At 54.8% G+C, this 14473-nt stretch carries 10 protein-coding genes and 2 rRNA genes (1 of these 12 only partly in view); 6 read left to right on the forward strand and 6 right to left on the reverse strand.

The window, feature by feature from the left end; genetic code table 11:
* Positions 1 to 61 precede the first annotated feature (61 nt).
* Complete coding sequence (locus DDIC_RS09880; RefSeq protein ID WP_136400283.1) at positions 62 to 1189, reverse strand: LacI family DNA-binding transcriptional regulator; 1128 nt, start codon at positions 1187 to 1189, stop codon at positions 62 to 64.
* Positions 1190 to 1518: 329 nt separating this feature from the next.
* On the opposite strand from DDIC_RS09880, the gene DDIC_RS09885 reads away from it, so the two are divergent.
* The 3 genes from DDIC_RS09885 (at position 1519) to DDIC_RS09895 (ending at position 4623) form a co-directional block, all read left to right on the forward strand.
* Complete coding sequence (locus DDIC_RS09885; RefSeq protein ID WP_136400284.1) at positions 1519 to 2862, forward strand: MFS transporter; 1344 nt, start codon at positions 1519 to 1521, stop codon at positions 2860 to 2862.
* 4 nt (positions 2863 to 2866) lie between these two features.
* Positions 2867 to 3688 (forward strand): phosphodiesterase, encoded by an 822-nt coding sequence (locus DDIC_RS09890; protein WP_136400285.1) that lies wholly within the window; start codon positions 2867 to 2869, stop codon positions 3686 to 3688.
* Between the two features lie 350 nt (positions 3689 to 4038).
* Entirely contained in the window at positions 4039 to 4623 is a 585-nt protein-coding gene (locus DDIC_RS09895) for a TetR/AcrR family transcriptional regulator (RefSeq protein ID WP_136400286.1), read from the forward strand.
* Positions 4624 to 4803: 180 nt separating this feature from the next.
* Here DDIC_RS09895 and DDIC_RS09900 read toward each other — a convergent pair whose 3' ends face one another.
* Both DDIC_RS09900 and DDIC_RS09905 read right to left on the reverse strand, forming a co-directional pair.
* Positions 4804 to 5301, reverse strand: coding sequence for a nitroreductase family protein (locus tag DDIC_RS09900; RefSeq protein ID WP_136400287.1), 498 nt, complete (start codon positions 5299 to 5301; stop codon positions 4804 to 4806).
* A 42-nt stretch (positions 5302 to 5343) separates the two neighbouring features.
* On the reverse strand, positions 5344 to 5883 hold the full coding sequence (locus DDIC_RS09905; RefSeq protein ID WP_136400288.1) for a flavin reductase family protein: 540 nt from the start codon (positions 5881 to 5883) through the stop codon (positions 5344 to 5346).
* A 517-nt stretch (positions 5884 to 6400) separates the two neighbouring features.
* On the opposite strand from DDIC_RS09905, the gene DDIC_RS09910 reads away from it, so the two are divergent.
* Together DDIC_RS09910 and DDIC_RS09915 are read left to right on the forward strand one after the other, a co-directional pair.
* On the forward strand, positions 6401 to 7534 hold the full coding sequence (locus tag DDIC_RS09910; protein WP_136400289.1) for a DUF362 domain-containing protein: 1134 nt from the start codon (positions 6401 to 6403) through the stop codon (positions 7532 to 7534).
* Between the two features lie 132 nt (positions 7535 to 7666).
* Positions 7667 to 8551 (forward strand): AraC family transcriptional regulator, encoded by an 885-nt coding sequence (locus DDIC_RS09915; protein WP_136400290.1) that lies wholly within the window; start codon positions 7667 to 7669, stop codon positions 8549 to 8551.
* 212 nt (positions 8552 to 8763) lie between these two features.
* On the opposite strand, the gene DDIC_RS09920 is transcribed toward DDIC_RS09915, so the two are convergent.
* Positions 8764 to 9927, reverse strand: coding sequence for a GGDEF domain-containing protein (locus DDIC_RS09920; RefSeq protein ID WP_136400291.1), 1164 nt, complete (start codon positions 9925 to 9927; stop codon positions 8764 to 8766).
* Between the two features lie 2270 nt (positions 9928 to 12197).
* Here DDIC_RS09920 and DDIC_RS13820 point away from each other — a divergent pair.
* Positions 12198 to 12353, forward strand: coding sequence for a hypothetical protein (locus DDIC_RS13820; protein ID WP_168732531.1), 156 nt, complete (start codon positions 12198 to 12200; stop codon positions 12351 to 12353).
* Between the two features lie 25 nt (positions 12354 to 12378).
* Here DDIC_RS13820 and rrf read toward each other — a convergent pair.
* Positions 12379 to 12493, reverse strand: a 5S ribosomal RNA gene (gene rrf / locus DDIC_RS09925).
* A 48-nt stretch (positions 12494 to 12541) separates the two neighbouring features.
* Positions 12542 to 14473, reverse strand: a 23S ribosomal RNA gene (locus DDIC_RS09930) (it continues 1002 nt past the right edge of the window).

A 14473-nucleotide genomic window follows, 5' to 3' on the forward strand; every position in this document is an offset into this window, starting at 1 on the left:
AAAAAGGATAGGGATGATAAAAAACCTGGATTTCTCCAGGTTTTTTTACGTTGCGCGTCTGTCAGCAGGCTTCGCCGGGCTCCGCTGCCGCCCCCGGCTCCGTGCGCGGCGATGCGGTTGACGCCCGCGCAATCAGCTTATGGCTGTATTCCACCCGCGTGATGTTGCGGCCTGAGGCGGCCCCTATAATTTTATTATGCAAAATTTCCAGGGCGTTGCACCCCTTATCCCGCATATAGTGCTCCACCGTGGTCAGGGCCACGCCCGCAAAGCCCGAGGGAAAGATATTGTCAAAGCCGCAAACGCTGTAGTCGCCAGGTATGGTAAACCCGGCCTCGCGCACCGCGTCGATAACCCCGTAGGCCACCATGTCGTTTACCGCCACAAAGGCGGTTATTTTTTTGTCATCCAGGCACTTGCGCGTCAGCTCGAGGCCCACGACGTGCTCTATCTGCAAATTTTCCAGCTCTGTCTCCGGGGTGATGTCCCGGCATTTTACAAGCACGCTGCCCTGGGGGCACAACTGGCCAAAGGTGTCGCGCAGGCCCTGCAGCCGCTGGGTGCGGATGGGGTTGGCCTCGTCCAGCGTGGTGGAAATATAGGCCAGATGCCGGTGCCCCAGATCGTGCATGTGTCGGGCAATGAGGCTGCCCGCATCATAGTTGTTCAGCTCCACCGTATCCACGTTGAGGTCTTGCCGTCTGTCGCCAATGACGACCATGGGCAACTTGCGGTCAGCCTTGGCCAATATGGCTTCGGGATGCGCCAGCATGGCAAAGACAACCCCCGCCATGCCCATGCTGCGGGCAAACCGCAAGGCTTCCTGCTCGTTTTCCAGACTGCGGTAGGTTGTATAGATGCAGGTGGCGTAGCCCCTGAGCACGGCGGCCTGCTGGATGGCCTGAATAACCGTTGAATAATAGGGGTTGGTGACATTGGGGGCCACCACAAGCACCGTCGGGATGGCTGCGCCCCCAAGGGACCGCCGCCCCACCCGATAGCCCAGGTTTTCCGCCGCTGCAAAAACGGCGGTTACGGTCTCATCGGCAAACGAAACGCCCTCCCGTCCATTAAGAATCATTGAAACCGTGGCCTGCGAGACACCCGCCGCCTTGGCCACATGAGCCAGGGTAACCTTTTTTGCTGCGGTATGTCTGAGCCGCTGATTGTTGCCTGTTAGAGCCGCCATGGCCAAGCCTCCGTTCAGCCGTCGACGGTTCCATAGCGCAGGGTGCAGGGTGCACAGGGCGCATGGCAACCATGTCCAGGGCTTTGATCAGTAAGATTTGCGTCAAAAGAATTATTTTTTATTTAATAAATATTCAATTGACATAAAAATTTTTCACGTGCTATCAGACCTTAAATTTAGCCATATTCAACAATATTTTTCTACAGGAGGCAATTAAAAAATTTTATTATTTTTAACGAAAGCTGCTTTATAAAAAAAATTAATTAAAAAATTTTAATCCAGCCGCACATACAATATGGCGGGGTCGACAGCCCACGGAGGGTGTCTGCATGGACGACAGCTCAAAGCAAAAACACGTTCCTTCAAAGAGCGAAATGCGCAAGGTTGTTCTTGCCAGCCTGCTTGGCGCAACTATTGAATGGTACGACTTTTTCCTCTACGGCGTTGTGGCGGGCATTGTATTTAACAAACTCTACTTTCCCACTGCCGACCCCTTCATGGGCACTATCCTGGCCTACAGCACCTTTGCCATCGGCTATCTGGCGCGTCCCCTCGGCGGTTTTATTTTTGGTCATTACGGCGACAAGCTGGGCCGCAAACGCATGCTCATTCTCACCATGGTGATCATGGGCATTGCCACCATGGGCATCGGCATTGTGCCCACCTACGCCTCCATCGGCATTGCCGCCCCCATACTGCTGCAGACGCTGCGCCTGTGTCAGGGGCTTGGCCTTGGCGGCGAATGGGGCGGAGCCGTGCTCATGACATACGAATACGCCAGCGACCGTCAAAAAGCCTTTTACGCCAGCATACCCCAGATGGGCCTTGCCACCGGTCTGTGCCTTTCGTCCGGCATGGTGGCCCTGCTCTCGTGGCTGCTGGACAACGAGCAGTTTTTGACCTGGGGCTGGCGCTTTGCCTTTCTTATCAGCGTGGTGCTCATTGCCATTGCCCTGTATGTGCGTACCCACATTCTTGAAACGCCCGAATTTCGCAAGGTCGAAGCCACGGGCGAAACCCGCAAAAAGACCCTGCCCATCGTCACCGTGTGCCAAAACTACCCCGGCAACATTGCCCTCGGCGTGGGCGCCCGGTGGATTGACGGCGTGTTCTTTAATGTGCTGGCCGTTTTTTCCATCACGTACCTTGTGCAGCAGATACACACGTCGCGCACCGAGGCCCTCACGGCCGTCATGATTGCGGCCCTGATCATGTGCCCCTTCATCCTGATTGCCGGCCGACTTGCCGACCGCTTTGGCCGCGGCAACATCTACGGCCTTGCCAGCCTGGCCTGCGGCATTTCGGTTTTTCCCTCGTTCTGGCTCATGCAGAGCAGCGGCGGCAACATGTTTTTGGTCGGCCTGGCCATTGCCATACCGCTCAGCATTTTTTATGCGGGTGTTTTCGGCCCCGAGGCCGCGCTGTTTTCTGACCTGTTCCCGGCCGAGGTGCGCTACACGGGCATATCCATTGTGTACCAGTTTCCCGGATTTCTGGTTGCCGGCATAGTTCCAGGGGTCTGCACCGCGCTGATCCAGTGGAACGACGGCGACCCCTTCTACATCTGCATATTTGTGCTCATTGCGGCGGCCACCAGCGCCTTCTCGGCCTTTACCATCCAGGCCCGGCACAACAGGCTGGCGGCCCGAGCGGCAGGAACAGCACAGGACTAATACCATGCGAATATTGCAACTTTCAGACACGCACCTGCGGGGCGACAACAGCTTATCCTTTGGGGTGGTTGATACCCGGCGCTGCCTGAATGAAGCCATGGCGCACCTTAAAAGTCTTACGCAGCAGCCGGACGTCATCGTTGTCACGGGCGACCTGGCCGACAGCGGAGATATGCACGCATACCACATTCTGCACGACGAGCTGGTCGCTCTGGGGCTGCCCGTCTATGCCGTACCCGGCAACCATGACCGGCGCGACCGCATGCGCGAGGTAATGCCGCAGTGGTGCCCGGCCAAGCCGGACATTGCGCCTTACCTCTGCTATACGGTTGAGCAGGACAACCTGCGCATGATCATGATGGACAGCATGAGCCCCGGTTCGCACTCAGGCCACTTTCCTGCGCAAACCGGCGACTGGCTTGAGCGTGAACTGGCAAAACGCCCGCAGACCCCGACCCTGCTCTTTATGCACCACCCGCCCTTTGCAACGGGCATGGGGGCCATGGACGAGCCATTTGAAAATGTGGAACGCCTTGCTGGCATCGCCGGGCGCAATCCGCAGTTGCGCTTGTGCTTCGGGCACATGCACCGACCCATCGTCACCATGTGGCAGGGGCGTGTGGCCATGACAGCGCCCGCCGTCTCCATGCAGATCGACCTTGATCTCTCGCCAGAGGGGGGCGACACCTTCCGCATGGAAACGCCGGGATACCTGCTGCACCATTTTGACAACGGCATCTGGAATTCGCACATCTGCCAGATAGCCGTGCAGGCCACTTTTGCAGGCCCGTACCCCTTTGCGGGATCGGTCAATCCGACGCAATAACACTTTCAGACATGACCAACCCACTCTAACTGACAGGGGCCGACGCCACGTGCGCTGGCCCCTGTCATGCTGCATGCTCTTGCACTGCGCCGACAGTCGCCCGGAGGTCGGGCAATCGCGTAAAAAACCGCGCCTGACAAACGCAGCCGAACGGCAGCAGCTGCAAAACCGACGCGCAAAAGCCGCAGACGGCCAACCGCATGCAGCCGGTTGGCATGGCAAAATCCGCAAGCTGCCAGGTGGTGGCGGCCAGATTGCTGCAAGCCCCTTGCCGCCGGTTTTGCCCCTAGGGTGCACCTTGTTGCAAATTACTATTGACAGCCGTATATGACCGGTCTAATCCATACGCCATGAAGCAAAACGCAAGAGAAAAAATCATCACCACCGGTGTCGAAATGGTCGCCATTTCGGGCTTTAACGCTACCGGCATCGATTCCATCCTCAAGGCGGCGGGCGTGCCCAAGGGCTCGTTTTACCACTACTTTGGCTCCAAGGAAAATTTTGGCATCGAAGTGATCAACCTCTTTGCCGACCGCTACGCCCAAAGGCTGCACCAGTACTTTGACGACCAGAGCGTTGCGCCGCTGGCACGCATACGCAACTATCTGGAGCAAACCATAGAGCACCTGACCGAAGAAAATTTTTCCAAGGGTTGCCTCATCGGCAATTTGGGGCAGGAGCTTGCCGACCAGAACGAACGGTTCAGGGACCGGCTGGCGGAGGTATTTTGCGACTGGCTTGAGCTGTTTGCCGATTGTCTGCGTCAGGCCCAGCAGGCGGGATCGCTGAGTGCACGGCTGGATGCAAAAAAACTGGCGAGCTTTCTTCTTTCCGGCTGGGAGGGCGCTGTGCTGCGGGCCAAGGTCATGCGCTCGCCCGAGCCGCTTCGACAGTTTGTTGCCATTCTTTTTTCCTGCGTACTTGTGGCGGAATAGTACAGCCCTGCCCGCTGGCTTGGGCGCTCGGCCGCAACCCTGCAATAATGCCGCTACAGCTTTCCGGATTACGGCAAAACGCCCGGCTCACCGTATGCTGGTGAAACCGGGCGTTTATTGCACGCATTTGCAGCGGCTCCATGAGGCGCTCAGACCTATCCGCGCCGGTGGGCGCGGGGGTCAGCGGATGTAATGGATGCGCTCGGCTTTGAACCTGTCCTGCTGCTTGTTTTCTTCCGCCGGGTACCCCATGGGAAAGATGGCAAAAGCGCGCTGCCCCGGTGCACTGGGCAGAATTTTTTCGACTTTTTCCATGCGGTCTTCTTCGGGGGCCACGCCAAGCCAGACCCCGCCCAACCCCAGTGAATGCGCCTCAAGCCACAGGTTTTCCATGGCAATGGCAAGGTCTATCTGCGCGTATTGCGGAAAGCGGCACCCCTCCTGACGATACGCCGACACTATGGCCATGGGCGCATGAGCGGCGCAGCCCGCATAGGGGCTGACCTGCGACAACGCCTGCAGTTTATCCTTTGACGTCACCACGTAAAAATCCCATGGCTGCTGGTTGCCTGCGGAGGGCGCCGCCATGGCGGCCCGCAGCACCTGCTCAACCTTGGCATCTTCAACGGCGCGGTCTGCAAACCTGCGCACGCTGACCCTCTGGAATATCTCTTTCATCGGGCACTCCTGCATTGCAACGTCGTCGCTCTGTACGACAGTCTATTTAAGAATATAGGCGCTCACGATTTCGCCATAATAGGCAATGTGCGCATCGCGGTTTGCGCCCACGGCAGCCCCGTCCACATGCTGCGGATAACTTTTTGATCTGTAGGGTTCAATCAGTGCGGCAAGGTCCTGCTTTTGCTGATAGACAATTCTGCATTCCAGGGTGAGGGGCAGCTCCTTGACTGCTGGCACGGAGATGAGTTCCGGCTCCACAAGGGTTATGCCCGCCTCGCTGATTTTGTCCAGATTGCGGCCGCATTTTGAACCGCAAATCGCAATAATCTTTTTGTTGTATTCGCCCACGGGCACGCTGATCGTAAATTCGGGATTTTTGTCCAGCAGTTCGCGGGTAAAACGGTGCTCGCGGACAAGGGCCATAAACATCGGCTTTGACCATACAGTACCAAGGGTTCCCCAGCCGATTGTCATGCTGTTGACCCTCTCGCCGGCCTTGGAGGTTAGCAAAATTCCCTTGGGCAGGGCTTCGAGGATACTGTTTGCGTATTCGGCAACCACTATTTTTTGTCTTTCCATAACATGCCACGCTTGCTGAAGGTTACAAAAACAACTCTGCGTTTCTACTGTACGGGCTACTTGATAAACTGAACCCCAGCCGGGCGTTTTGCCCAGCAGAACGAGCCCTAAATCCCGTTTTCCGTCTTGCAGGGGGGCGGCGTTTGCGAATTCAGTATTAGACCGGTCGTATATTATGTCAAGCCGCTTTTGTCCTGCCACAAAATTTATATACATCCTGCAAGCGCGCAAAGTATTGCACAATGGTGCAACTTTGCAGGATCAGGCAAGTAAATTAGAGAATTGTGCTAGCGACCAACCATCACGCGGGGTTATGAATACACCGTATCATTGAGAAAAGATATTGACCAATCCTCCCGCGGGCAGTCTGAACACTTTGCGCGGCTTCAGGCCGCTGACGGGAAAAGCGCCTGACAACAGCCGCACAGGGACAACAAAGGCAATATTTTTGTGTGCCTTCGATTGGGCAATATTTTCAGATTACGTTGTGAAAGATAACCAGCAAGGGTGATGACATATGGAAAAAGCAAAGGTGTATTTTACCGACTTTCGCACCAAGGCCTTTGGCGATGGCCTGCCCACCAAACTAAAAAAAATGATCAAAAAGGCCGGTATCGGCCATATCGATATGAAGGGCCGCTTTGTGGCCATAAAGATGCATTTTGGCGAACTCGGCAATATCAGCTATCTGCGGCCCAACTACGCCCGAGCCGTTGTAGACACGGTCAAGGAATTTGGCGGCAAGCCATTTCTCACCGACTGCAACACCATGTACCCCGGCAGCCGTAAAAACGCTCTGGAGCATCTGGAATGCGCCTGGCAAAACGGTTTTACCGCGCTTACGGTTAATTGCCCCATACTGATCGGCGACGGCCTCAAAGGCACTGATGAAGCTCTGGTGCCTGTCGAGGGCGGCGAATTCGTCAAAGAAGCCAAAATTGGCCGGGCCGTCATGGATGCGGACGTCTTCATCAGCCTCACCCATTTTAAGGGGCACGAGATGACCGGCTTTGGCGGCACCCTCAAAAACATCGGCATGGGCTGCGGCTCGCGGGCTGGTAAAACGGAGCAGCACAGCAACGGCAAGCCCAATATCGACGAAGCAAAGTGCGTTGGCTGCCGTGCATGCATCAAACAGTGCGCCAACGACGCCCTGCACTTCTCCGCCGAAACCAAAAAAACCGCCATAAACCACGACAACTGCGTAGGCTGTGGCCGCTGCCTTGGGGCGTGCAACTTCGACGCTATTTCCTTCAGCTTTGACGCCGCCGTCGAAATGCTCAACTGTAAAATGGCCGAATACACCAAGGCCGTGGTGCAGGGTCGCCCGAACTTCCACATCTCGCTGATTGTCGATGTTTCGCCCAACTGCGACTGCCATGGCGAAAATGACGCGCCCATTCTGCCAAACATCGGCATGTTCGCCTCTTTTGACCCGCTGGCCCTTGATCAGGCCTGTGTGGACGCATGTATGAAGGCCAAGCCCCTGCCGGGCAGCCAGCTTGCCGAAAACCTCGCCAAAAAAAGATTTGTGGACCACCACGATCATTTTAGAAATTCGCGCCCTGAATCGGAATGGCGCACCTGCCTTGAGCATGCCGAAAAAATCGGTCTGGGCACGCGCGAGTATGAACTTATCGTAGTCAAGTAGCACAGTTGAATTACAACAATGGCCGGTCATGCACCGGCCATTGTTGTTTGGGTACCAAACCTTTGCCCTGCACCATCAGGCCAGCCCAGCTTACACGCAGGCTGCCAGAATGCACAAAATAAGGAATTGCCCATGCCGGACATGGCCGAACTACTCGAAGAACTCGCCACCGTTGACGGCGGTTCTGTCCACTCGCCGATAAAGGGTGTACGCTTTTTTAAAAACACCAAGCAGACCCGCCGCAAGCCCCTGCTCTACACGCCAGGCATATGCATTGTAGCGTCGGGGTACAAACTGGGACATCTTGGCGGACAAACATTTCGCTATGACGCAGGCAACTATCTGGTTACTTCCATTTCCATGCCTTTTGAGTGCGAATCCTTTCCCAATGGCAATGAGCCGCTGCTGGGGCTCTTCATCGATATAGACGTTGTGCAGCTCAACGACCTGATCCGTCAGGTGGACATGCATAATGAACCCCGCCAGACTGGGCCGCAGGACTTTCAGCTGGCCATTGGGCCGTCGGCAATGGACGAGGAAATGAAGGACGCCACCATACGCCTGCTCAAGGCCCACCGGTCAGTGCAGGAAACGAGAATTCTCGGGCCGTCGTACGTGCGCGAAATTCACTACCGTGCCCTGTGCGGCAGCCAGGCGCCAGTACTGCTCTCGGCTGCGCGCGGCAGCGGCTCGCTGGCACAGGTGCTAAACGCCATAAACCTGATGGAGCGCAGCTATCAGGACAAGTTTGACATCAAGCAGCTTGCTGTCTCCGCACACATGAGCACCTCGGCCTTTCACAAGGCATTCAAGGATATTACGGCAGATTCACCTTTGCAGTACCTTAAAAAAATCCGGCTGGCCAAGGCCAGGGACCTCATAGTGCAGCGGAGCATGAGGGCCAACCTTGCCGCCAGCGAGGTGGGCTACGAAAGCCCCTCGCAGTTCAGCAGAGAGTTTAAACGATACTTCGGTGAAAGCCCGGCGGAAGTAATGCGGGAAATGCGGTCGGCATAGGGCAGCGGCAGCAAAAACAGGCCATGACAAGCCAGCGCCTGTCCGCTGCAACCTCCCTGTCTGTAAACATATGGCCCGTCAGGCCATGCCGCATCATCCTGGCGGGGTTGCAAGCAGCCCCGCCAGGAGTCGGCCCCCATGCAGGCAAGCCAAATACAGCAACATCATACAGTTTATGTGGGACACGAAAAAATATCCCACAATACTGCAAATCACCCCTGCTCGCCGCAACATTTTGCGTGGCTGCTGGCAGCCACGCAGTTGCGCCCCTGCCGTTTGGCTTCATACAGCAAGGCGTCCGCGTGCCGCAACAGAACGGATAAATCAGCAGCCGGGCCATCGCAGGTAACAACGCCGATAGAGACTGTTCCCTTGATCGGGTGTCCCAAAATAGAATCCAGCAGAAGCTCCGTCTTGGCTCTCAGGGCATTTGCCGTATCGCGGGCCAGATCGCTAGTGGCGTTGGGCAACAACAGACAGAATTCTTCGCCCCCCAACCGGCCGGAAATATCGCCCTTGTGCTCCGCCTGCTCAACAATGCGGGCAAACTCTTGCAAAACCGCATCGCCCACATCGTGCCCAAAGCGGTCATTGATGCTTTTGAAGTGATCAAGGTCCATCATAAGCACAGAAACAGGTTTGCCGCTGGCTGCCATGCTGGCAATAATTTTATTACCTCTCGCAAACAGGGCCCGTCTGTTCAGCAAACCAGTCAGCTCGTCCATGCAGGCTTTACGGTCAAGGGCCATAAAAAGCAGACAAAAATTCCAGGCAATTGACATGGTGAGGGCAAAAACACGGATCATGCCCCCGTTAAAGCCCGCCTTTATCTCAGCCACCCCCATGTTGGCTGCCCATACGCCCCACCCTCTCACCAGATATAGGGTTGTGAACAGCAATAAAACAATTGCGCACGCTTTTCGCCCCACATCGTATTTTGCGCCAAACCGCAAAAGAGTCCATGACGCTTTAGCCGCAAAGTAAAAAAGTCCTAGTGCCAAGATGACAATACGTCGTCCTATATTATTGTCGTACGCCATGGAAAGAGCGAGAAGTGCTATTGAAAGTACGGAGACGAAAATAATCTCTTTTTTAGGAAATTTTTTATCGTCAAAGACCTCAACCCCAGCCGCTACAAAAGCCAAAGTTAATAAACATGCTATATATGCGGCTATAGTAAAAAATACAGAATCAATCAATGTACATAAAAATAAAAACAAACAAGCCAGTACGCTGGCAAAATTAGAAGCAGACCACAAACGCAGCGCTTTGGTGTGAAGGTAAAATGAAGCAAAAAAATTCATTATGCACATGAATATGCCAATGACTGTACCGACAAGAAACAGCGTGGGTGTGTCAGGCGTGACAGACATCATGTGTATCCTTTGCTCAAAGCGCGTTATGCTGCATGGTTGATTGCTGTCGAAGCCAATGGCAAAAAGGACTTTTTTTGCGGTTCATGGCAATCACTGTGCGACAACGGCAAAATCTGTATTTTAACTACCAATAAAATCAATCATTTCCGCAAGCATGTCAAACAGTAAGACCTGGCAGCATGTTGGCCGCACTGTCTTACATAAAATATGATTGCATATTTCACTGACGCAACAGGACTGGTACACGTACAAATTGAGCGAGTACGCAAAGTTTCAGCAGACTGTATTTTTACTATCTGCAGTACAAGTCCACGGATTGCATCAGCACTTTCGCCAGCCGTAAAACTGCTTGCGTGAGCTTGGCTACTCGTTTCATCCGCCTTGTTTTATAGGCCTCTTCCAGAAGCAGGTTGAGGAAAAACCTTCCTTTGACTCGCCGGAGCGGAGCGGGTTGCCGCCCTTCGGGCGTGATCGTTCGCCGGTTGACGAAATTTTGGACGCCAACGCGGCGCACGGCATTGCGGCACTCAAGACTGCCCTTGGAGCTGTGCACGAAGTCAGAAGAACTGACTACGACGATACTTGCATTTGCCTTTAGCCGCCGGGCACCAGAAGCAGGTTGTGGGGTAGCCTTCCTTTGACTCGCCGGAGCGGAGGGTTGCCGCCCTCCGGGCGTGATCGTTCGCCGGTTGGCGAAGTTTGGGACGCCTGCGCGGCGCACGGCATTGCGGCACTCAAGACGGCCCCTAAGCTGTGCACGAAGTCAGATGAACTGACTACGATGTTACTTGCATTTGCCTTTAACCGCCCGACACCAGAAGCAGGTTGTAGAGTAGCCTTCCTTTGGCTCGCCGGAGCGGAGCGGATTGCTACCCTCCGGGCGCGATGGTTCGCCGGTTGGCGAAGTTTGGGACGCCTGCGCGGCGCACGGCAAGGTGGGGCCGGTTATGGGGCTTCGCCCCCTTCGCGGCCCCCCTTGCATCCCCCCCGAAGCACCCCCAGGAAAAGTTTTCAGCTTCCTTGGGCTAGCGAGGGCACGCGGCTTTAGCTGCGGGAGCTTCCTTCCCTCGCTACGCTCGCTCAGGTGATCTCCCTCCGCACCGCGTAAATGCCAAAGTCCGCTGCCGCTTTGAATGTTATTCCGCTTCAGCCAACAACCACTGTCCGCTGCAATGATTGAAAGTCTGGAGCTAGACCAGCTCCACTCGTGTTCAAAAATTGCTCGCGCTGTTTATCAACTGTCTTCACGTTTCGCACAGTAAAATTTACGGATTGTAGCGGCGCTTTCATCTGCCTTTGAGTTGCACGGCATCAGAAGCGTAGGCTGCGGGTTGCTTTCATTGGCAATTAACCGCCCGGCAGCAGAAGCAGGTTGAGGGGTAACCTTCCTTTGACTCGCCGGAGCGGCGCGAGGCGATGGTTGGTGTTAGGGGAATTTGCAAAATACGTATTTTTCTGGTCTGGCAAGGAAAAAGCATTTTTTTAAGCGCAGCGTACTCAAGTACGTGAGCATTAAAAAAATGCTTTTGACGCCGCCAGACCAAAAAAGGCGGGTTTGCATAAATGCGCCTGACGGGCTCACCAAAAACCACGGGTGAAAGGTTTTCCTCCCGAGTGATCAGCCTGCACTGGGAATATTGCCGCCCTCCGGGCGTGATTGTTCGCCGGTTGGCGAAATTTGGGACGCCTGCGCGGCGCACGGCATTGCGGCACTCAAGACTGCCCTTGAACTGTGCACGAAGTCAGAAGAACTGACTACGATGTTACTTCCATTTGCCTTTCGCAGCCCGTCACCAGAAGCAGGTTGCGGGGTAGCCTTCCTTTGGCTCGCCGGAGCGGAGCGGGTTGCCGCCCTCCGGGCGTGACCGTTCGCCGGTTGGCGAAATTTGGGACGCCTTACGCGGAGCACAACATTGCGGCACTCAAGACTGCCCTTAAGCTGTGCACGAAGTCAGAAGAACTGACTACGATGTTACTTCCATTTGCCTTTCGCAGCCCGGCACCAGAAGCAGGTTGGGGAGTAGCCTTCCTTTGACTCGCCGGAGCGGAGCGAGGCGATGGTTGGTGTTAGGGGAATTTGCAAAATACGTATTTTTCTGGTCTGGCAAGGAAAAAGCATTTTTTTAAGCGCAGCGTACTCAAGTACGTGAGCATTAAAAAAATGCTTTTGACGCCGCCAGACCAAAAAAGGCGGGTTTGCGTAAATGCACCTGACGGGCTCACCAAAAACTGTAGGCAAGGGATTGCAAAAGGGATGCAGGAAGGAAGGGATGCAGGAAGGAAGCGACGACGGAACACGGCAGGGCGTTGCAGGTACTGCTGGCCTGGTCAAACTGCAGGCAGCGGCTGCGGGGCGTATGTGGGGGCCGGAGGAGGCGAAGCAGGGCAAGGGGAAGCGCAGCAAAACACAAAGCCCCTTGCGCTAGCAGCAGCAAGGGGCTTTGGAGCAATCGTTGACAGCGGCCTACTTTCCCACATGACGTTATGCAGTATCATCGGCGATGGAGAGCTTAACTTCCGAGTTCGGAATGGGATCGGGTGTACCCTCTCCTCCATGGCTATCAACGAAATTTGTCAAAAATATTAATTGACAGGGACGGAAGGAGTTTTTTTCAAAAACAAGCCTCACGGGCTATTAGTACTGGTCAGCTGCACGCCTCGCGGCGCTTCCACCTCCAGCCTATCAACGAGGTAGTCTACCTCGGCCCTTTAGGGATTGCTCCAGGGAGAACTAATCTTAAGGCAGGCTTCCCGCTTAGATGCTTTCAGCGGTTATCCCTTCCGCACATAGCTACCCTGCTGTGCCGTTGGCACGACAACAGGTCCACCAGGGGTGCGTCCATCCCGGTCCTCTCGTACTAGGGACAGGCCCTTTCAATTCTCCAGCGCCCACAGAAGATAGGGACCAAACTGTCTCACGACGTTTTAAACCCAGCTCGCGTACCACTTTAAACGGCGAACAGCCGTACCCTTGGGACCTGCTTCAGCCCCAGGATGTGATGAGCCGACATCGAGGTGCCAAACCGCATCGTCGATGTGAACTCTTGGATGCGATCAGCCTGTTATCCCCGGCGTACCTTTTATCCAATGAGCGATGGCCCTTCCATTCGGGACCACCGGATCACTAACACCTACTTTCGTACCTGCTCGAGATGTCTCTCTTGCAGTCAAGCTCCCTTATGCGTTTGCACTCGACGGCTGGTTTCCAATCAGCCTGAGGGAACCTTTGCATGCCTCCGTTACTCTTTAGGAGGCGACCGCCCCAGTCAAACTACCCACCAGACACTGTTCCCTCACCGGATAACGGTAGAGGGTTAGGGACCTGAAAAAACAAGGGTGGTATTTCAACAATGACTCCCCCCATACTAGCGTACAGAGTTCACAGTCTCCCACCTATCCTACACATGCAGTTCCAAATCCCAATGTCAAGCTATAGTAAAGGTGCACAGGGTCTTTCCGTCTTTCTGCGGGTACACGGCATTTTCACCGCGACTTCAATTTCACCGAGTCTCTGGCCGAGACAGTGTGGAGATCGTTACGCCATTCGTGCAGGTCGGAACTTACCCGACAAGGAATTTCGCTACCTTAGGACCGTTATAGTTACGGCCGCCGTTTACCGGGGCTTCAATTCGAAGCTTTGCTTGCGCTGACCTCTCCTTTTAACCTTCCGGCACCGGGCAGGCGTCAGTCCGTATACGTCGTCTTTAGGACTTCGCACAGACCTATGTTTTTAGTAAACAGTCGCCACCACCATTTCTCTGCGGCTCCCTCAGGCTCGTTAAGTGAATTAACTTCACCCGGAGGAGCACCCCTTCTTCCGAAGGTACGGGGTTATTTTGCCGAGTTCCTTGGCCAGAGTTCTCTCGAGCGCCTTGGATTATTCATCCCACCCACCTGAGTTGGTTTGCGGTACGGTTTGCACATCCTAAACTTAGAAGATTTTCTAGGCAGTATAGGCTCAACAGCTTCAGACCTTACGGTCACGGACTCGCGTCTCGACGTAGAGCGGTACGGATTTGCCTGTACCACACGTCTACCTGCTTGCACCGGGACAACCAACACCCGGCCTGTCTACCTTTCTGCGTCCCTCCATCGCACAGATGTACAAGTACGAGAATATTAACTCGTTTCCCATCAGCTACGCCTTTCAGCCTCACCTTAGGGACCGACTAACCCTGGGAAGATTACCTTTACCCAGGAAACCTTGGGTTTACGGCGAACGGGTTTTTCACCCGTTTTATCGTTACTCATGTCAGCATAATCACTTCTCCACAGTCCAGCATGCTTTACAACACACCTTCAGCCCATGAAGAACGCTCCCCTACCAGACCGCCTAAGCGGAATTCAAAGCTTCGGTACTATGCTTAGCCCCGTTACATTTTCGGCGCAGCGTCATTAGACCAGTGAGCTATTACGCTTTCTTTAAACGATGGCTGCTTCTAAGCCAACGTCCTGGGTGTCTCTACAACGTCACCACCTTAACCACTGAGCATAGATTTGGAGACCTTAGCTGTTGATCTGGGCTCTTACCCTCTCGACAATGGAC

It is taken from the genome of Desulfovibrio desulfuricans (assembly GCF_004801255.1).
GTDB classification, from domain to species: Bacteria; Desulfobacterota; Desulfovibrionia; order Desulfovibrionales; family Desulfovibrionaceae; genus Desulfovibrio; species Desulfovibrio desulfuricans_C.